Raw genomic sequence first — 17,189 nt, 5'->3', positions numbered from 1 at the left:
GCTGCTCGGCCGGTTTGATGCCAAGCGGTCGGTCGGTCGACCGACCGAGCCGATGACAGTATGATTCGGTCGACCGACCGAGGAAAGGGGGTTCGGAGGTGAATCCGACAGCGGAGAAGATCGTGCGGGCCGCCAAGGTGCGCCTCCAGTCGCACGGCTACGCCGGGTTCTCCACCCGGAGCCTGGCCGATAAGGCCGGGGTCCCGCTCAGCCAGATCCACTACCACTTCGGCGGGAAACAGGGCGTCCTGCTGGCGCTGCTCGAGTACGAGAATCGGCGGCTACTTTCGCGACAGCGGCAGATGTACGGCACCGACATGCCGCTGTGGAAGCGCTACGAGCAGGCCTGCGATTTCCTCGACGACGACCTCGAGTCGGGTTACGTGCGCGTCCTGCAGGAGATGATCGCGGCCGGCTGGTCGGACGAGACCGTCGCCGGCAAGGTGCTGGGCCTGCTCGAGGCGTGGTTCGAGGTGCTCGTCGGCGTCACCCGCGAGGCGGAGGAGCGGTTCGGCTCGCTGGGCCCGCTGCGCGCCGAGGACGTGGCCGGGCTGATCGGCATGGCGTTCCTCGGCGGCGAGGCGGTCATGCTGCTCGGCGGCGAGGGATGGAACGCGCAGGCCCGGGAGTGGCTGCGCAGCCTGGGCCCACTGATCCGCCGGCTCGAGGAGGACCGGCCCGGCGGTTGACCATCCGTCGTCCGCCGGGCGCGGTCGTGCCTACTCGCGCTCGAGGCGGTCGGCCAGCCAGGCGACCGCCTGCGGGTAGCGGTAGTCCATCCCGCCGTGCGTGCCGGGGAACAGCTCGAAATGGATCCGGTCCGCCGGCACGCCGATCCGGTCGAGGCCGGCCCGGAACGCCTCGGCGCCCAGGTCGAGGAACCACTCGTCGCTCTTGCCGGCGTCGATCCAGATCGCCCGCTGGGAGCGCAGGGCGCCGGCGTACCGGTCGATCATCCGGATCGGGTCCCACTCGAGCCACCGGTCCCAGAGCTCGGGGATGAGCTGACCGCTCCGCGCGTCGAAGGGCAGTTGCGGGGTGCCGTCGGGGCCGGGGGTGAACGCGGCCGAGCAGCCGAGCACCAGCAGGAGCAGCATGTCGTTCTCCTCGGTGAACGCCGTGCGGCCCCGGAAGTCGGCCCACCACTTCTGGATGTCGTGGTCGTAGTCGCGCAGCGCCCGTGCCGCTTTCGCGAACTCGTTGAGATAGCAGAACTCGTAGAGGGCGTCGCCGGCGTGGGTGGCGAGCGCGCCGAAGAGGTCCGGCCGCAGCATCGGGGTGATCATCGCGCCGAAACCGCCCGAGGACTTGCCGGTGATGGCCCGCGCGCCGGGCGCCGGGACGGTCCGGAAACGCTCGTCGACCCACGGGACGACCTCGTCGCACAGGTACGAGTGGTACTTGCCGGTGCCCGCGGAATCGACGAACTGGGAGCCGCCGTACGCCGTCCACGCGTCGACGTAGACGACGATGCAGCCCGGCGCCCCGCCCGGGGCGAACACCGCGTCGGCGGTCTCGATGAACGGCTGGCGGAACGGGGACCGGTTGGCCCACATGCCGACGTGGCCGCTGTACCCCTGGATCACGTAGATCGCCGGGTATCGATCGGCGCCGGATTCCGCATAGCCCGGCGGGGTGTACACCCAGAGCGGGCGCACGTGGGGATCGCCGAGCGGGTTCTCGCGCAGCAGCGCCGACTCGATCGTCTCGTGATGCAACCGGCCGGCGAGGTCGTAACTCCATGGCAGCATGTCCCGCAGTCAATCACGCCGAAGTTTTCCGGTGCGGCAACCGCGGGGCGGGCCGCACGCACAGGTGGCGGGGCGGGCCGCAAGCGGCAGGCTCCGGCCGGGAGGGCGCCGTGCCTGGTGAAACCGGTCGAGTGGCACCTGCGCAAGATCTTCATCAACTCGGCATCTCGTCCCGCCGGGAGCTCGCCGCGGCCCTGACCGGCCCGTGATGCCCCGGCCGGCTACACCTTGCCGGCCGTCGCGGCGCCGGGCCGCAGGTAAACGGCCCAGGTGACCAGCACGCACAGCGCGTAGAAGGCGATGAACCCCACGTACGCGGCCTCCGCGCTCCCGGTCTGCAGGAACGACTGCCGGAAGGCGAGGTTGACCAGCACCCCGCCGAACGCGCCGATCGCGCCGGCGATGCCGATCACCGCGCCGGAGAGCCGGCGCGCCGTGATCTCGTCGTCCGGGTGCCGGGCCTTGAAGATCGCCGGGATCATCTTGTACGTCGAGCCGTTCCCGATGCCGCTGAGCACGAACAGGGCGATGAACCCGACGAGGTAGAGCGGCAGGGACTTCTGCTGGGCGGCGAGCAGCACGATCCCGGCGCCGGCCGCCATCGCGAGAAAGTTGCCGAAAGTCACCCGGGCGCCGCCGAGCCGGTCGGCGAGGGCGCCGCCCACCGGGCGGATCAGCGAGCCGAGCAGCGGGCCCAGGAAGGTCAGGTACGCGGCCTGCACCGGGGTCGAGAACTCGGTGTGGAACTGGACCTGCAGCACCTGGCCGAACGCGAAACCGAAGCCGATGAACGAGCCGAACGTGCCGATGTAGAGCAGCGACATGATCCAGGTGTGCGGTTCCCGGGTGGCGTCGCGCATGGCCCGCTTCTCGCTGCGGGCCTGGGTGAGGTTGTCCATGTAGAGCGCCGAGCAGAGCGCGGCGATCACGATCAGCGGAATGTAGATGCCGGCGACGACGCCCGGGTGGCCGGCGCCGAGGACCGCGAGCACGAACAGGCCGGCCAGCTGGACGGCCGCGACGCCGAGGTTGCCGCCGCCGGCGTTGATGCCGAGCGCCCAGCCCTTGAGCCGGTTCGGATAGAACGCGTTGATGTTCGCCATCGAGGACGCGAAGTTTCCGCCGCCGACGCCGGCCACCGCGGCCATCACGATCAGCGTGGTGTAGGAGACCCCCGGCCGGATCAGGAAGGCGGCCAGCACGGCGGGGACGAGCAGGAGGCTCGCGCTGAAGACGGTCCAGTTGCGGCCGCCGAAGCGGGCGACCGCGAACGTGTACGGGATCCGCAGCGCCGCGCCGACCAGCGCCGGCACCGCGGTGAGCAGAAACTTTCCGGCCGGATCGATGCCGTAGGCGGGGCCCAGGAACAGCACGAGCACCGACCAGAGGGACCAGACGGAGAACCCGATGTGCTCGGACAGGATGGAGAAGATCAGGTTGCGGCGGGCGATCGGCGCCCCGGTCGACGCCCAGAAGGCGGGATCCTCGGGGCGCCAGTCGTCGATCCAGTGCGCCCGCAGACTCGCGGCCGGGCGGGCAACGGGCAGCGTAGCTGTCATGTCACATCTCCAGGATGAGCTGTTCGTTGTCGACCCGGACGGGATAGACGGACACCGGATCCTGGCCGCTGAGCGAGCAGCCGGTGGACAGGTCCCAGGCGTACAGGTGCAGGGGGCAGACGACCTGCTTGAGGTCGATCTGGCCGTCGGCGAGCGGCCCGCCCCGGTGCGGGCACACCGCGGAGAGCGCCCGGATCGAGCCGTCGCGGAGCCGGAACACGGCGATCATCTCGCCGTCGACCGCGAAGGTGCGGCCCTCCCCGACGGGGATGTCGTGGACCGGGCCGAGGATCCGCAGCGTCCTCATGCGCGCACCGGGACCTTGGGCAGCACGGTCAGCGGCAGCGAGGTGCGGAACTGTCCGGGCGTCACCGGCTCGGCACGCTCCTTCCACGGGTCGCGGTAGGCGGCGACGGCGGCGTCCATCCGCGCGTCCAGGCCGGCGGCGATGCCGTCCTCGTCGTCCACGACGACCGCGCGGATCTTCTCGATGCCGACGCGCGGCACCCACGCGTAGGTGCGCTCGAGCCAATTGCCGTTCTCGCGGTAGTACTGCAGGAACCGGCCGGTCAATGTGATGACTTCCGCGGGGCTGCCCACGGTGGCGAGCAGATCGCCCTTGCGCACGTGGGCGCCGGCCGCGCCGCCCACGTAGATCTCCCATTTGCCGCCGTCAATGGCGACAACACCCAGGTCTTTCACGTACGCCTCGGCGCAGTTGCGCGGGCAGCCGGTCACCGCGAGCTTCATCTTGCCCGGCCCCTCGATGCCCTGATAGCGCTCCTCGAGCGCGATCCCGAGGGCGGTGGAATCGCCGACGCCGAAGCGGCAGAAATCCGATCCGACGCACGTCTTCACGGTGCGGAAACTTTTCGCGTACGCGTATCCGGACGGCATGTCGAGCTCGGCCCAGATCTGCGGCAACTTCTCCTTGGGGATGCCGAGCAGGTCGATCCGCTGGCCGCCGGTGAGCTTGACCATCGGCACGCCGTGCCGCTCGGCGACCTCGGCGATGCGCTTGAGGTCGGCCGGGGTGGTGACCCCGCCCTTCATCTGCGGGACCACCGAGAACGTGCCGTCGCGCTGGATGTTGGCGTGCACCCGGTCGTTGATGAAACGGGCATCGCGCTCGTCCACGTACCGGTCGCCCCACATCATCTTGAGCAGCGAGGCGAGGCCCATCTTGCTTTTCGCGTCCTCCTCGCCGCCAAGTTTCGCGAAAACCGACGACACGCTGCGCAACTCGTAACGCCGGATCGCGTCCATCAGCTCGGGCTTGGGCATCGGCACGCCGGGCACGTAGTACGACGCGGCCGGATCCTCCTCGGCCTCGCCGCCGTTCGCCCACTCGACGATCCGCTGCACGAGCGGCTTGCAGGTGCCGCAGCCCTTGCCGGCGCGGGTCTTGTCCATCACCCCGCTCACCGTCTTGCAGCCGCCGTCGACGCAGGATCTCAGGGCGCCCTTGGAGACGCCGTTGCAGTTGCAGACCTGCTCGTCGTCGGGCATGTCGGCGACGCTTTCCTCGGCCGCCGGGCCGCCGAGGTCGAACAGCAGCGCGGCCCGGTCCTCGGGCACCGGCAGGCCCTTCTCGAACGTCTTGATCAGCGACAGCGCCTTGCTGTTGTCGCCGACCAGGGTCGCGCCGACCAGCCGGTCGTCGCGGATGATGACGTTCTTGTAGACGCCCCGCCCGGGCTCGGCGAACTCGAGCAGCTCGTCGTCCTCGCGCTCGGGGCTCTGCAAGCCCATGGCGGCCACGTCCACGCCGGCCACCTTGAGCTTCGTGGCCACCTGCGAGCCCGCGTAGACCGCGCCGGCGTCGGCGCCGGTGACGTGGTCGGCGAGCACCTTCGCCTGGTCCCACAGGGGCGCGACCAGCCCGTACACCTCGCCGCGGTGCTGCGCGCACTCCCCCACCACGTAGATGTCGTCCTCGCCGGCGGCCCGCATCTGGTCGTCTACGACGATGCCGCGCTCGACGGTCAGCCCGCTGTCCGCGGCCACCTGCGCGTTGGGGCGGATGCCGGCCGCGACCACCACGACGTCGCAGTCGATGACCCGGCCGCCGGCGAGCTTCACCCCGGTGACCGCGTGCTTGCCGAGGATCTCGGTGGTCATCCCGTCGACCACGACGTCGATGCCCAGCTTCTTCTCGACGGTGGCCTGCAGGGTCCGGCCGGCGCGCTCGTTGAGCTGCGCGTTCATCAGGTGGCCCATGGCGTGCACGAGGGTCACGTGGCCGAGGTGGTTCTGCAGGCCGCGGGCGGCCTCGAGGCCGAGCAGCCCGCCGCCGATGACGACCGCGCGCTCGTGCTCCCGCGCGTACCGGATCATGGCACGCGTGTCGTCGAGCGTGCGGAAGACGAAGACGCCCTGGTGGTAGCCGCGGCCGGGGACGTGCACGCCCTTCATCGGCGGCACCCACGCGGAGCTGCCGGTGGCGATCACCAGCTTGTCGTAGCCGGTGACGCTGCCGTCGGAGCCGTGCACCGTCCGCGCCGCCCGGTCGATGCGGTCGATCCGCACGCCGGTGTGCAGGGTGATGCCGTTGTCGGCGTACCAGGAAAGGTCGTTGAGAAAGATGCCGGACTCGTCCTCCACGCCCGCGAGGACATTGGAGAGCATGATCCGGTTGTAGTTGCCGTAGGGCTCGTCCCCGAACATCGTGATGTCGAAATCGCCGCCCCGGGCGAGGATCTCCTCCACCGTCCGGGCGCCGGCCATGCCATTACCGATGACCACCAGGCGTTGTCTGTTCACGACGGCGATGTTTCCGGGCCATTGTTTAGCGTCGTGACCGTCGCGATTGCGCGAACGTTCGGAAAACCCTACAAGCGACGGTCCGCCGTTGTGAGAATGGCGGCCTCGTAACGGCGCAGCACGAGACCGGCGACGGCCGGGTCGAGACACAGCGGCGGCGTCACCGAATCGGCTCCGGCGCGGTGCAAAGTGCGGTAGAAGAGGCCGTCGGCGAGCAGGTAGGCGGCGATCGCGATCCGGCGGGCCCCTCGCTCGCGCAGCCCGGCGACGACATCCGCCACCCTGGGGTCGCTGCCCGACGCGTACGCGACGTGGGCGCCGATCCCCGCGGCCGTCCGGTGCACGCTGCGCCGCCATGCCGGATCCGCCGATCCGGCGGCGGCCAGGACCACGGCGTCGGCGGCGGGCAGGTGCCGGGTCAGGCTTTCCACCAGGACGTCGTCGGGGCCGAGCGGCGCGGTGACCGGGATGCCGGTGCCCGCCACGGCGCCGGCGATGTCGACCCGGACGTGAAAGCCGGCCGAGAGCAGAAGCGGGACCACCACCGCGTCGCGGGCGCCCGCCACCACCTCCCCGACGTGCGGGCGCTGGACGTCGGCGTAGGCCAGCCGCACGTCCAGGCCGGGACGGCGCCGCGCGACCGTGGCCACCAGGTCGCGGATCTGCCGCTGCCCGGCGGCCGATCGGGTGCCGTGGGCGACGGCGAGCAGGGTGGGTTTCATGCGCTGCCTTTCGTCGAAAGTTTCCGGGCAGCGTCGACCGGAGCCGGGGAGATCAGGCCGGAAAGATCAGACCGGAGAGATCAGGCCCGGCGAGATCAGGCCCGGGGAGATCAGGCGGGTTCGTCCACGCGCAGCCGGTAACCGCGCTTGATGACGGTCTCGATGTGCTTGCCGGAGCCGAGCGCGGTGCGCAGCCGGGCCACCGCCACGTCGACCGCGTGGCCGTCGTTGCCGCGGGGCAGGGCGGCGATCAGCTGCTCCTTCGCGACCACCGCGCCGGGACGGGCGGCGAGCGCGCCGAGGATCGCCATCGCGGCGGGGGCGAGCGTGCGGGGCTCGTCGTCGATGAGCACGGCGTGTCCCCGTACCTCCAGAATCCCGCCCGCGACCCGCAGCCGGACCGCGCGCTTGGGCAGCTCGTCGCTCACCGTCTTGATCAGCGCGCCCAGGCGGAAGCGCTCGGGCATCACCACCGGGACGCCCCGCTCGATCAGCGGCGCCGCGGTGACCGGGCCGACGCACGCGACGAGCGGGCCGGACCGCAGGCTCGCCAGCACGGCGTCCCCGGTCAGCCGGAAGAACGACTTGACGGCGGGCGCGCTGGTGAAGGTCACCGCGTCGATCTGCCCGGCGGTGATCAGCTCGCCCAGGCGGCGGACCGGAGCGGTGTCCGGCGGCGGCACCCACCGGTACACGGGCACCTCGGCCACGGCCGCGCCGGCCGCCCGCAGCGCGGCCACGAACCCGGTCTGCGGCTCGCCGTGCTCCTGCACCACGATGCGGTGCCCGGCGATGCCCTCGGCCAGGAGTTTCTCGAGGATCTCCGCGGAGGCCTCGGTCCGCGCGGCCCACTCCTCGGTGAGCCCGGCCGCCCGGATCGCGCCGCACGGCTTGGGGCCGCGGGCCAGGATGCGCGCCTGGCCGAGCACCTCGCGCAGCCGCTCGCCGAGGCCCCATCCCTCGGCCGCCTCGATCCAGCCGCGGAAGCCGAACCCGGTGGTGGCGATGACCAGGTCGGGGGCGAGCCCGATGCAGGCCTCGGTGGCCGCGCGCAGCGCGTCGTCGTCGGCGAGCGGGACGATGGTGAGCGCCGAGGCGGTGAACACCCGGGCCCCGCGGCGCTGCAGCAGCGCCGTCATCTCGTCGCGCCGCCGCTCGGCGGTCACCGCGACGGTGAAGCCCGTCAGCACACCCTCGGTCGTCGTCATCCGCTCCCTCTCGCACACCGGTCGTCCACGCCAGCGTCGCCACCTGCGGTTACCGCTTCGAAGAGGCGGCGTTTCGGCGGCGTCAACGCGCTTTCACAACGGTGCCGACAAGCATGTGATATCCCAAATCGGCGCGCCAGGCTCTCAGCTGATGGGATTACTCGCCGTTCTCGACGATCTTGCGGACGTCGGCGAGCAGGCGGTAGACCTCCAGCCGCCCGTCGATGAAGCCGATCCGGTAGTCGCGCCCGAGGGCGGCGTGCCCGGCGCGGGCCGCGTCCCGGCGACCGTCGAGCCCGTCCTGGCGGCCCGCCTCGTACGCCTCGAACTCGTCATCCATCGAGCCGGTCGCCCATCGCGCGGCGGATGGCGGCCACCAGGGCCGCCTCGAAGGCGGCCATCCGGCCGTCGACGACGCCGACGAGGTAGTCGGGGCCGGTCCGCGGGTCCCGGGCGCGATCGGCGTCGGTCACGCCGGCCATCCCGTCGGCGTGACCGGAGCCGTAGGCGGCCAGTGCGTCCTCCATGGCGGATCTCCTCACTCTGCGTCACAAGAGACGATGTCACGCTGAGTGATGTTCGCCCACCGGCCGATCGGTCCGCCGACGATCCTCCGGAACGAGGTCGACCAGCCGGCACACGCTCGTCGATCTCAGGCTGCCGGGAGCAGGCCGGACCGGCGCCAGAGCGGTTTGCCCGCGCCCGCGATCAGATCAAGATCGTCAAGGTACGCCACGACGCGCTCGCCCGCCCAGCGCAGAGTCTCGCGGAAGCGCGGGTTCGCCATCGCGGCCCGGTGGCCCGCCCGCGGGGCGATGCCGACCGAGCGGTAGACGCCAGGGTGGATGAGGCGGGTGCCGCACAGGTACGCCGCGCGGCCGATCACCAGCCGGTCGAAGGCGAGCCGGCCCTTGCCCGCCGCGCGCACCTGGCGGGCCAGTTCCGCGCGGGCGTAGCGGACGTGCCGCGCCTCCTCGACCACGTGGATCCGGCTGAGCATCCGCACCAGCGGCTGCACCCGCTCGTGCGCCATCGCCTCGCGCTGCAGCGTGTCGAGGATCTCCTCGCAGATCAGGATGGCGGCGAACATGCGCGGGCCGGTGCCGGTCGCGGCGATCCACTTGCCGAGGAACGCGTCGATGCCCGCGGGGCGGTAGACCGGGGTGCCGAGCTTGTCGATCATCCGGCCGAACATCACCGAATGTCGGCACTCGTCGGCGATCTCGGTGAGCGCGTACTGCGCGTGAGCGGCGGTCGGGTCCTGCTTGTAGTAGCCGCGGATGAGCAGCTGCATGAGGATCGTCTCGAACCAGACGCCGAGCCCGGCGATGCTCGCCGCCTCGTGCCGGGTAAGGGTGATCCGCTGCTCCTCGGTCAGCCCCTCCCACAGCGGCGTGCCGTAGAGGCTGGAGCGCTCCGGGGGCACGAAGTACCGGCCCGGGGCGAACGGCGCCGCCCAGTCGATCTCCACCTCGGGGTCGTACGAGTGCTCGGCCGAGGAGCGCAGGAGGCGGGTGGCGGTGCGGTCACGGTCGCGGTCCGTCGTCGTCATGAGTCGCCCTCCTGTGACGTACTTGACGTTACCTCAAGTAACAGTTACTTCTAGTACTATGAAGGGCGACACCGATGGGCGCAAGGGCCGCTGGGCCGGCCACCGCGAGCAGCGCCGGGCCGAGCTGACCGCGGCCGCGATCGAGGCGATCCGCGAGCTGGGCCCCGAGGTGGGGATGGACGCGATCGCCGCGCGCGCCGGCGTCAGCAAGCCGGTGCTCTATCGCTACTTCGCCGACAAGTCCGAGCTGTGGCTGGCGGTCGGCCAGGAGGCGGCGGGCATGGTCCTGGACGCGATCGCCCCGGCCGTCGCCCGGGTGCGCGAGGAGCGCGACGTCATCGCCGCCGCGATCGACGCGTACCTGGCGCACATCGCCGGCGACACCAACCTCTACCAGTTCGTCGTGCATCAGCCCGACATCACCCGCCACCAGGACGTGGTGGCCGACGTGGTGGACACCGTCGCGAGCGGCCTGGCCCGCATCTTCGGCGACCGGCTACGCGCGCGCGGCCTGGACTCCGGCGCCGCGCTGCCGTGGGCGTACGGGGTGGTCGGCTACGTCCAGGCGGTCGGCGACTGGTGGCTGCGCCGGCAGCAGCCGATCAGCCGCGAGGCGCTCGGCGACTACCTGACGACGTTCCTGTGGGGCGGCGTCTCCGGCATCAAGCACGCCGCCGACATCCCGGGCGGCCTGGCCGCGTACCAGGAGGAGACCAGGCATGGATCCTGACCACGAGCCGCACCTGCCCGGCGAGGAGTACCGCGGCCCGGCCACGCTGCGCGTCGGCGACGACTACCTCGCGGTGTCGATCCGGCTGTCGGCGCGCTTCGAGCCGGTGGAGGGGCGCTTCCGCTGGGCCGGCCGCACGACCCCCGACGAGGGCCTGCGATCGCGGGTCGGCGCGGGCCTGCGGGAGGGCAGGCTGACCATCCCCGGCGCGCCGGAGACGACCGTCCGGCTCAGCGAACCGGACCCGTGGGGCGGGGTCCGGCTCTCCGGCACGGGCACGCCGCCGTGGTTTCACTGAGCCGCGCGACGCAGGGCCGCGCGACACAGGGCCGCGCGGCGCAGGTCGCGCGGGCTGCGGCCGTGCCAGCGCCGGACCGCGCGGGTCAGCGCCGACTGCTCGGTCAGCCCGACCATCGCGGTGATCTGCGCGAACGGGATGTCCGTCGTGGTGATCAGCCGGTGGGCCGTGGCCCGGCGCACGTCGTCGAGCAGCTTCTCGTACGTCGTCCCGTCCAGGGCCAGGCGGCGCTGCAACGTGCGCGGGTGGAGCTGCAGGCGCCGGGCGACCGCGGCGACGCCGACCGGCGACGTGCCGAGCGACTGCGTGACCAGCCGGCGCACCCGGTCGGCGAGCGGCTGCTCGGGCGCGTGGAAATGGTTGCGCATGTATTCGAGGGCCACCTCGCGCAGCACCCGGTTGCCCCCGCTGACCTTGGCGTCCCGCACCGTGGCCGGCACCCGCAGCAGGGCCGACTCGGCCCCGAAGCGGACGTCCGCGCCGAAGAACTCGGTGTACCGGGCCACCGGCGCCAGCGGACCGTGCGTCAGGTGCACCGAGCGCAGGCCGTAACGGCCGCCGGCGAGCAGCACCGTGATGCGGTGCAGCAGCCCGAGCCCGTTGTCGCACACCTGCGGCGGCATTGGTTCGAGCTCGGTCGAGCCGTACCGCAGCCCGACCACGCCGGGCCGGCCCGCGGGGTCCGGCACCTGGGTGATCGTGAGGGCCGGCGAGTGCACGAACAGGAACCGCGTCGCGCAGTCCAGCGCCTCGCCCAGGGTCGCCGAGTTCTCGATCGCGATGGCGAGGGGTCCCAGCACCGTGATGCCCTGCCGCGCCGCCAGCCGCAGCCCGAGGTCGGGGCAGTCCCGGTCGGCGGCGGCCGCCTCGAGGATGCGGCCGGCCGACAGCGACGGGATCACCGCGTCGTCGGTGTCGAGCAGGGCGGCGTCGACGCCGTGCCGCGCCAGCAGCGCCCGGCCGTCGCCGTCGAGCTCGTCGATGAGGCCGGGGAGTCCGCGCAGCCCGGCGGCCCGCACCATCGTTCCCATGTCGCGAAAGGATAAATGAGTGTCGCGCGAAGGCAAGTCCGCCGGCGGCGGGGTTGACGAGACTGCCACCATGGCCGAACATTTCGACGTCCTGATCATCGGCGCCGGCCTCTCCGGGATCGGCGCGGCGTGGCGGCTGCAGGAGCAGATGCCGGGCAAGACGTACGCGATCCTGGAGGCCCGCGACGCGATCGGCGGCACGTGGGACCTGTTCCGCTATCCCGGCGTCCGATCCGATTCGGACATGTTCACGCTCAGCTATCCGTTCCGGCCGTGGCGCGAGCCGGAGTCGATCGCCCCCGGCGACAAGATCCGCCGCTACATCGAGGAGACCGCGGCCGAGGGCGGCATCATGCCGCACATCCGCTTCGGCTCGCGGGTGGTCACCGCCGACTGGGCCGGCGACCGGTGGACCCTCCGGCTGGCCGACGGCGCCACGCTGACCTGCGGTTTTCTGTACGCGTGCGCCGGCTACTACGACTACGCGGCCGGCTTCCAGCCCGACTTCCCGGGGATGGCGGAGTTCGCCGGGCGGCTGGTGCACCCGCAGTTCTGGCCGGCCGGCCTTGAGTACGCGGGCAAGAAAGTCGTCGTCATCGGCAGCGGCGCCACGGCGGTCACCCTGGTCCCGGCGATGGCCGCCGAGGCCGGGCACGTGACGATGCTGCAGCGCTCCCCCACGTACATGACGGTGCTGCCGGAACGGGACGTGATCGCGAACGGGCTGCGCCGGGTGCTCCCGGCCGGGGCGGCCAACCGGATCGCCCGGGCCAAGAACATCCTCATCACCCAGGGCTTCTACCAGCTCGCGCGGCGCCGGCCGGCCCGGGTACGGAAGATCCTGCGCTCCTTCGCGGTGCGCGCCCTGAAGGACCCGGCCTATGTCGACGAGCACTTCAACCCGCGCTACGAGCCGTGGGACCAGCGTCTCTGCGTTATCCCGTCGGGCGACCTGTACGAGGTCCTGCGGGCCGGCACCGCGTCGATCGTCACCGACCACATCGAAAGTTTCCGGCCCGACGGGATCCGGTTGCGCTCCGGCCGCGTGCTCGAGGCCGACATCGTCGTCTCGGCGACCGGGTTGTCGCTGCTGCCGATCGGCGGCGTGCGGCTCACGGTCGACGGCACGCCGGTCGAGATCGGCGACCACACCGCCTACCGCGGGATCATGCTCAGCGGCGTGCCCAACCTCGCCTACTGCATCGGCTACGTGAACGCGTCCTGGACGCTGCGCGCCGATCTGGTGCACCGCTACGTGCTGCGCCTGCTCAAGCACATGGACCGGCACGGCTACGCGGTGGCGGCGCCGGACGAGACCGGCGGGCAGGGCCGTCCCCTGCTCGATCTCTCGTCCGGGTACGTGCGGCGCGCGCTCGACAAGTTTCCCCGGCAGGGCGCGAAAGACCCATGGCTGGTGCGCCAGAACTATCTCAGCGACGCGCTGTCGCTGCCCCGCGCGGACGTCACCCGCGCCATGACCTTCACCCGCCGTCCCGCTCCCGCCCCCCTGGAGGAGATCGCCTCATGACCCCGTACCTCTTCCCCGGCCGCACCGCGGTGCTGACCGGCGCGGCGAGCGGCATCGGCGAGCAGCTGGCCTACGGCCTGGCCGGCCGCGGCAGCGACCTCGTGCTGGTCGACGTCGACGCCGTCCGGCTGCGCGAGGTGGCCGACCGGATCGACCGGGTGCACCCCGGCCGGTCGGTGCAGACCCTCGTCGCCGACCTGGCCGACCGCGCCGCCGTCGACGACCTCGCCACCCAGGTGCTCGCCGAGCATCCCGCGCTCGGGCTGCTGATCAACAACGCCGGGATGGCGCTCGGCGGGCGCTTCGACCAGGTGACGGTCGACGAGTTCGAGCGGGTCATGAACGTGAACTTTCGCGCGCCCTTCCTGCTCGCCCACGCGCTGTTGCCGGCGCTGAAGGCCGCGCCCGGCGCGCATCTGGTGAACGTGTCGAGCTTGTTCGGCCTGATCGCGCCGGCCGGGCAGTCCGCATACAGCGCCAGCAAGTTCGCCCTGCGCGGGCTGAGCCAGGTGCTGCACGCCGAGCTCGCCGACGACGGGATCGGGGTGACCACGGTGCACCCGGGCGGCGTCCGCACCCGGATCGCCGAGAACGCCCCGGTCGGCAGCGGCGTGCCGGCCGAGGAGGTGGAACCCAACCGGAAACTTTTCGCGAAACTTCTCACGTACCCGCCGGACAAGGCCGCGCGGCAGATCCTGGACGGCGTCGCCAAGCGCAAGGCCCGCGTGCTCATCGCGTCCAGCGCGAAAGTGCCGGACCTCCTCGCCCACGTGCTGCCCGTCGGCCACGAGCGGATCGTGCGCGCGGCGACCTCGGCCCGGGCGTCCCGCGGCCCCCGCGCCGCCGCGCCGCAGGGAGTGGCCCGATGAGCTACATCGACGTGCGCGACGCGCGGATCCGCTTCGAGGCGACCGGCGACGAGTCCGCGCCCCCGGTGGTGCTGCTGCACGGCATCGGCCGCAGCCTCGAGGACTGGGCGGCCCAGCATCCGCGGCTGTCCGGGACCCATCGGGTGATCAGCATCGACATGCCCGGCTTCGGTCTGAGCCAGCGCCACCCCGCCTCGGCGACGCTGGTGTCGCTGTCGGACGGCGTGTGGGCCACGCTGGACGCGCTGGGCGAGACCCGGCCGGTGCACCTGATGGGCAACAGCCTGGGCGGCGCGGTGTCGATGCGGATGCTGGTCGACGAGCCCGGCCGGGTGTCCACGCTGACCCTGGTCAACAGCGCCGGCTTCGGCAAGGAGGTGACGTTCGCGCTGCGCATGCTGGCGATCCCCGGCATGGGCCGGTACCTGCTGTCGCACATCGACCGGCACACCGCGCCGCGGGTCGAGCGCAGCCTGTTCGCCGACCGCGCGATGGTCACCGCCGAGCGCATCGAGACCGCGATCCGGATCGCCCGCCAGCCCGACTTCGCCGCCGTCTATCTCGAGATCGCCAAGGCCCTCGGCGGTTTCCGCGGCATCGCCGCCGGCTGGCGCTCGGAGCTGCTCCCCCGGGTGGCCGCCCAGGACAAGCCGACCCTGCTGGTGTGGGGCGACCGCGACCATGTCCTGCCGTGCGCCCACCTGGCCGCGGCCCGGGCGGCGCTGCCGAAGGCCCAGTGGCATCTCTTCGAGCGCACCGGCCACATGCCGCAGATCGAGCGGCCCGACGACTTCGCCGCCCTGGTGCGGCCCCTGCTCAGAGCAGAGGCTGCGGAAGCACCCGGCTCGGGAACTGCGTGAGCAGCGGCGCGGTTTCCGGGTTCTCCGCCCAGTCGTCCCACTCGGCGTTGAAAATGACGGCGCCGCCGGTGACCTGAATGACCGCCTCCTCGCCGTTGAACAGCAGGACCCCATCGGCGCCGGCCAGCCCGATCACGACGCTCGCCATGAGCGCTGTGTTGTGCTCCTCGAATTCCCGGTGCACCGCGGAGAACCGGAACCGCACCGTGATGCGGTGCCTGAATCCGAACAGGCCGGGTGCGACGGCCTCGTCACCCGGATCGGCGTGGTAGGCGGTCGTCTGCAACCCGTCCCGCACCACCGTGCCGTCCTCGGTGACCGTGCCGCCGAGAACCGCAGCGACCTGCGACCGTAGGGCCTCGGTCGTCAGGTCAGCCGCGCTGTAGTACGTGTATTCGATCGCCATGGTGCCTTCCGCGGATCACGAGAACGGGTAGAACGGGATGACCTTGCCGTCCTTGACCACGATGATCTCCTTGAGATTCGTGATCGGCTTGCGCTCGAGCACGCCGCGGATGTCCTCCGTCGACCGTGGGCAGTCATCGAGGTTGAGCACGACCCGCTCGGTCTGCCCCTCCTTGACCTTGCCGCTGATCTCGTCGCGGATGTTGTCGAGGTTCTTACTGCTCGGAGCGTAGGCGTCGAAGTACTCGCCCTCGATCTTGTAGTCCGGGTTCTTGCCTTTCGCGTTCGTCGGCGGGTTCTGCTCGACGTCGTACCCGTTCTGCGCCAGAGTATCGGCCGACTCGTTCTCCCGGCGCAGCCCCCGGTCGGTCTTCTTGGTGGGATGCGCTTTCGTGCGCTCGCCACGCGGCTTGCGGCCGGGGTCCGGCTTGCCGGACGGGACGGTGCCGCCGCCCTCCTTGCCGCGCCGCAGCTTCATCAGCAGCTTTTTGATGAGCTCGATCGCCTCGCCCATCTTCTTGCCGAGGCCGCGCAGGTGCTCGAGGCTGCGGATCAGGCCCTTGAGCCACCGCCCGATACGCGCGGCCCACGACGCGCACAGGGTGCTGACCTGCTCGACCACCAGCGGCGTGGCCAGGCCCAGGCTGAAGACCTCCTCGGCCGCGTACGTGATCAGGCGGGACACCAGCACCGCGATCGCGTCGCGCACCATCATCCGGACGCCCGCCACCAGCATCCCGGCGCCCTCGGTGATCGCCGCCATGGTGTCGGCCGCGCCGGCCAGCGCGCCGACGGCGTCCTTCTGCTGGCCGGTCCACGTCCGGTACGCGTCCGCCGCCGCGCCCTTCCACTCCTCGGTGTCCCAGCGCACGGCCCGCTCGAGGTCGCCGGCCCGGTCGCGCAGCGAGCCCGCGATGTTGCGCCAGGTCTGCGCGTGCGCCGCGATCTGGCCCGGGTCGCCGGCCAGCCAGTCGAGCGCCTCGGACAGCGGCTTGACGTGCTCGATGATCCAGGCGACGCCGTACTGCAGCAGGCTGCCGATCGGGTCGGAGACGAACGCCAGCGCGTCCAGCCCGGCCGACACCGCGCCGAGCGTGACGTCGATCCAGCTGCCGCTCTTGACCCCGGCGAGGATCGTCTCGATGTCCTCGGCGATCCACACGCCGGCCCACGGATCCGCGGAGATGCCGGGGTTCGCCACCGCGACCAGCGGCGGCCGCGGCATCATCGGGTGTTCCGGATCTTCTCGGCCGCGCCCGCGTCGGCGCCGTCGTAGTCGGCGGCGGTGGCGCGCAGGGCGTCGGCGGTGTCGTGCGCGGAGCCGGCGGCCGTGTTCATCCCGTCGACCATGGCCTGCTGCAGGCCGTTGAGCAGCGCGGGCACGAACTGGCACAGCTGCCCGTACGCCCCGGTGTCGGTCTGCACGGTCTGCGCGGCCGACGCGGCCTGGCCGAGGCCGTCGCCGATGCCGTCGACCTCGCCGGCGTGCGAGGTGAGGGAGGCCGCGTTGACCTGGAAGTGATCGGTCATGCCGGCTCGGCGCCGGTGCCCAGCCGCTTGCGCAGCGAATCCATCAGCATCCGCCCGGTCTCGCTGTCGGCGCCCACGGTCTCGGCGGTGACCTCGTCGAACTGGCGGACCAGCCGGCCCTGCGCGCTGCGCAGCGTCGCCATGATCTGGTCGGCCGTCTCGGCCGCCGGCTGCTGCCGGATCCGGTCGTCGAGGTGCAGGCGCTGGATCTGCCCCTCGGGGCCGACCGTGACCTCGACCAGGCCGTCCCGGCTGCGGGCGGTCGCGGAGATCTGGGCGGCCCGGCGGGCGAGCTCCTGCGCCTGCTCGGCGCGCTGGGTGGCGGACCGCTCCCACTCGTCGATCCGCTGGAGCGCCGCGTCCAAAGACTGATCGTCGAACAT

At 71.9% G+C, this 17,189-nt stretch carries 20 protein-coding genes; 6 read left to right on the top strand and 14 right to left on the bottom strand.

Features of this window, described 5'->3' with window-relative positions:
• The first annotated feature begins 98 nt into the window (after positions 1–98).
• On the top strand, positions 99–689 hold the full coding sequence (locus ACFQS1_RS24180) for a TetR/AcrR family transcriptional regulator (RefSeq protein WP_378972257.1): 591 nt from the start codon (positions 99–101) through the stop codon (positions 687–689).
• A 30-nt stretch (positions 690–719) separates the two neighbouring features.
• On the opposite strand, the gene ACFQS1_RS24175 is transcribed toward ACFQS1_RS24180, so the two are convergent.
• The 9 genes from ACFQS1_RS24175 to ACFQS1_RS24135 all read right to left on the bottom strand — a co-directional run bounded on the left by ACFQS1_RS24175 (position 720) and on the right by ACFQS1_RS24135 (position 9,555).
• Positions 720–1,751 (bottom strand): alpha/beta hydrolase, encoded by a 1,032-nt coding sequence (locus tag ACFQS1_RS24175; protein WP_378972255.1) that lies wholly within the window; start codon positions 1,749–1,751, stop codon positions 720–722.
• Between the two features lie 221 nt (positions 1,752–1,972).
• The gene (locus ACFQS1_RS24170) at positions 1,973–3,310 is read right to left on the bottom strand and encodes a nitrate/nitrite transporter (protein ID WP_378972252.1); all 1,338 of its coding nucleotides are present in this window, start codon (positions 3,308–3,310) and stop codon (positions 1,973–1,975) included.
• A 1-nt stretch (position 3,311) separates the two neighbouring features.
• Complete coding sequence (locus ACFQS1_RS24165) at positions 3,312–3,617, bottom strand: Rieske (2Fe-2S) protein (RefSeq protein WP_378972250.1); 306 nt, start codon at positions 3,615–3,617, stop codon at positions 3,312–3,314.
• Positions 3,614–6,073, bottom strand: coding sequence for a nitrite reductase large subunit NirB (gene nirB / locus ACFQS1_RS24160; RefSeq protein WP_378972248.1), 2,460 nt, complete (start codon positions 6,071–6,073; stop codon positions 3,614–3,616). The genes ACFQS1_RS24165 and nirB overlap by 4 nt, the downstream gene beginning before the upstream one ends.
• 68 nt (positions 6,074–6,141) lie before the next feature.
• Positions 6,142–6,795, bottom strand: coding sequence for a sirohydrochlorin chelatase (locus ACFQS1_RS24155; RefSeq protein WP_378972246.1), 654 nt, complete (start codon positions 6,793–6,795; stop codon positions 6,142–6,144).
• Positions 6,796–6,905: 110 nt separating this feature from the next.
• Positions 6,906–8,003 carry a uroporphyrinogen-III synthase gene (locus tag ACFQS1_RS24150; protein WP_378972244.1) on the bottom strand — a complete coding sequence of 366 codons (1,098 nt, stop codon included), beginning with the start codon at positions 8,001–8,003 and terminating at the stop codon, positions 6,906–6,908.
• Between the two features lie 157 nt (positions 8,004–8,160).
• Complete coding sequence (locus tag ACFQS1_RS24145; RefSeq protein ID WP_378972242.1) at positions 8,161–8,343, bottom strand: hypothetical protein; 183 nt, start codon at positions 8,341–8,343, stop codon at positions 8,161–8,163.
• Positions 8,336–8,530, bottom strand: coding sequence for a hypothetical protein (locus tag ACFQS1_RS24140; RefSeq protein ID WP_378972240.1), 195 nt, complete (start codon positions 8,528–8,530; stop codon positions 8,336–8,338). The genes ACFQS1_RS24145 and ACFQS1_RS24140 overlap by 8 nt, the downstream gene beginning before the upstream one ends.
• Positions 8,531–8,655: 125 nt before the next feature.
• Entirely contained in the window at positions 8,656–9,555 is a 900-nt protein-coding gene (locus ACFQS1_RS24135; protein ID WP_378972238.1) for an AurF N-oxygenase family protein, read from the bottom strand.
• 58 nt (positions 9,556–9,613) lie between these two features.
• On the opposite strand from ACFQS1_RS24135, the gene ACFQS1_RS24130 reads away from it, so the two are divergent.
• Positions 9,614–10,285 carry a TetR/AcrR family transcriptional regulator gene (locus ACFQS1_RS24130; RefSeq protein ID WP_378972236.1) on the top strand — a complete coding sequence of 224 codons (672 nt, stop codon included), beginning with the start codon at positions 9,614–9,616 and terminating at the stop codon, positions 10,283–10,285.
• Positions 10,275–10,583, top strand: coding sequence for a DUF4873 domain-containing protein (locus ACFQS1_RS24125; RefSeq protein WP_378972233.1), 309 nt, complete (start codon positions 10,275–10,277; stop codon positions 10,581–10,583). Before ACFQS1_RS24130 ends, ACFQS1_RS24125 begins: the two co-directional genes overlap by 11 nt.
• On the opposite strand, the gene ACFQS1_RS24120 is transcribed toward ACFQS1_RS24125, so the two are convergent.
• Positions 10,577–11,614 (bottom strand): AraC family transcriptional regulator, encoded by a 1,038-nt coding sequence (locus ACFQS1_RS24120; protein ID WP_378972231.1) that lies wholly within the window; start codon positions 11,612–11,614, stop codon positions 10,577–10,579. The two genes, ACFQS1_RS24125 and ACFQS1_RS24120, sit on opposite strands and share 7 nt — an antisense overlap.
• 70 nt (positions 11,615–11,684) lie before the next feature.
• On the opposite strand from ACFQS1_RS24120, the gene ACFQS1_RS24115 reads away from it, so the two are divergent.
• The 3 genes from ACFQS1_RS24115 to ACFQS1_RS24105 are packed head-to-tail and all read left to right on the top strand — an operon-like array spanning position 11,685 to position 14,871.
• Complete coding sequence (locus ACFQS1_RS24115; protein ID WP_378972229.1) at positions 11,685–13,142, top strand: flavin-containing monooxygenase; 1,458 nt, start codon at positions 11,685–11,687, stop codon at positions 13,140–13,142.
• Positions 13,139–14,011 (top strand): SDR family NAD(P)-dependent oxidoreductase, encoded by an 873-nt coding sequence (locus tag ACFQS1_RS24110; protein ID WP_378972226.1) that lies wholly within the window; start codon positions 13,139–13,141, stop codon positions 14,009–14,011. Before ACFQS1_RS24115 ends, ACFQS1_RS24110 begins: the two co-directional genes overlap by 4 nt.
• A complete protein-coding gene (locus tag ACFQS1_RS24105) occupies positions 14,008–14,871 on the top strand; it encodes an alpha/beta fold hydrolase (RefSeq protein WP_378972224.1) in 864 nt (287 codons plus the stop codon). The genes ACFQS1_RS24110 and ACFQS1_RS24105 overlap by 4 nt, the downstream gene beginning before the upstream one ends.
• Here the strand turns inward: ACFQS1_RS24105 and ACFQS1_RS24100 are convergent.
• From ACFQS1_RS24100 to ACFQS1_RS24085, 4 genes are read right to left on the bottom strand one after another with little or no spacing between them, the layout of a single operon-like run.
• Entirely contained in the window at positions 14,828–15,277 is a 450-nt protein-coding gene (locus ACFQS1_RS24100) for a SitI3 family protein (protein ID WP_378972221.1), read from the bottom strand. The genes ACFQS1_RS24105 and ACFQS1_RS24100 overlap by 44 nt on opposite strands.
• Before the next feature lie 15 nt (positions 15,278–15,292).
• Positions 15,293–16,504: a CdiA C-terminal domain-containing protein gene (locus ACFQS1_RS24095; RefSeq protein WP_378972219.1), complete on the bottom strand. Its 1,212-nt coding sequence runs from the start codon at positions 16,502–16,504 to the stop codon at positions 15,293–15,295.
• A complete protein-coding gene (locus tag ACFQS1_RS24090) occupies positions 16,501–16,806 on the bottom strand; it encodes a type VII secretion target (RefSeq protein WP_378972217.1) in 306 nt (101 codons plus the stop codon). Before ACFQS1_RS24090 ends, ACFQS1_RS24095 begins: the two co-directional genes overlap by 4 nt.
• Positions 16,803–17,189: a YbaB/EbfC family nucleoid-associated protein gene (locus tag ACFQS1_RS24085; RefSeq protein WP_378972214.1), complete on the bottom strand. Its 387-nt coding sequence runs from the start codon at positions 17,187–17,189 to the stop codon at positions 16,803–16,805. Before ACFQS1_RS24085 ends, ACFQS1_RS24090 begins: the two co-directional genes overlap by 4 nt.

It is taken from the genome of Paractinoplanes rhizophilus (assembly GCF_042664765.1).
Taxonomy (GTDB): domain Bacteria; phylum Actinomycetota; class Actinomycetes; order Mycobacteriales; family Micromonosporaceae; genus Actinoplanes; species Actinoplanes rhizophilus.
This window is presented reverse-complemented; position numbering and strand designations above follow the sequence as displayed.

Coding starts and splice junctions, on each gene's coding strand:
- ACFQS1_RS24145 (WP_378972242.1), bottom strand. CDS start 8,343: ATGGATGACGAGTTCGAGGCGTACGAGGCGGGCCGCCAGGACGGGCTC.
- ACFQS1_RS24140 (WP_378972240.1), bottom strand. CDS start 8,530: ATGGAGGACGCACTGGCCGCCTACGGCTCCGGTCACGCCGACGGGATG.
- ACFQS1_RS24095 (WP_378972219.1), bottom strand. CDS start 16,504: ATGATGCCGCGGCCGCCGCTGGTCGCGGTGGCGAACCCCGGCATCTCC.
- ACFQS1_RS24110 (WP_378972226.1), top strand. CDS start 13,139: ATGACCCCGTACCTCTTCCCCGGCCGCACCGCGGTGCTGACCGGCGCG.
- ACFQS1_RS24100 (WP_378972221.1), bottom strand. CDS start 15,277: ATGGCGATCGAATACACGTACTACAGCGCGGCTGACCTGACGACCGAG.
- ACFQS1_RS24135 (WP_378972238.1), bottom strand. CDS start 9,555: ATGACGACGACGGACCGCGACCGTGACCGCACCGCCACCCGCCTCCTG.
- ACFQS1_RS24155 (WP_378972246.1), bottom strand. CDS start 6,795: ATGAAACCCACCCTGCTCGCCGTCGCCCACGGCACCCGATCGGCCGCC.
- ACFQS1_RS24165 (WP_378972250.1), bottom strand. CDS start 3,617: ATGAGGACGCTGCGGATCCTCGGCCCGGTCCACGACATCCCCGTCGGG.
- ACFQS1_RS24105 (WP_378972224.1), top strand. CDS start 14,008: ATGAGCTACATCGACGTGCGCGACGCGCGGATCCGCTTCGAGGCGACC.
- ACFQS1_RS24090 (WP_378972217.1), bottom strand. CDS start 16,806: ATGACCGATCACTTCCAGGTCAACGCGGCCTCCCTCACCTCGCACGCC.
- ACFQS1_RS24085 (WP_378972214.1), bottom strand. CDS start 17,189: ATGTTCGACGATCAGTCTTTGGACGCGGCGCTCCAGCGGATCGACGAG.
- ACFQS1_RS24115 (WP_378972229.1), top strand. CDS start 11,685: ATGGCCGAACATTTCGACGTCCTGATCATCGGCGCCGGCCTCTCCGGG.
- ACFQS1_RS24130 (WP_378972236.1), top strand. CDS start 9,614: ATGAAGGGCGACACCGATGGGCGCAAGGGCCGCTGGGCCGGCCACCGC.
- ACFQS1_RS24125 (WP_378972233.1), top strand. CDS start 10,275: ATGGATCCTGACCACGAGCCGCACCTGCCCGGCGAGGAGTACCGCGGC.
- ACFQS1_RS24170 (WP_378972252.1), bottom strand. CDS start 3,310: ATGACAGCTACGCTGCCCGTTGCCCGCCCGGCCGCGAGTCTGCGGGCG.
- ACFQS1_RS24175 (WP_378972255.1), bottom strand. CDS start 1,751: ATGCTGCCATGGAGTTACGACCTCGCCGGCCGGTTGCATCACGAGACG.
- ACFQS1_RS24150 (WP_378972244.1), bottom strand. CDS start 8,003: ATGACGACGACCGAGGGTGTGCTGACGGGCTTCACCGTCGCGGTGACC.
- ACFQS1_RS24120 (WP_378972231.1), bottom strand. CDS start 11,614: ATGGGAACGATGGTGCGGGCCGCCGGGCTGCGCGGACTCCCCGGCCTC.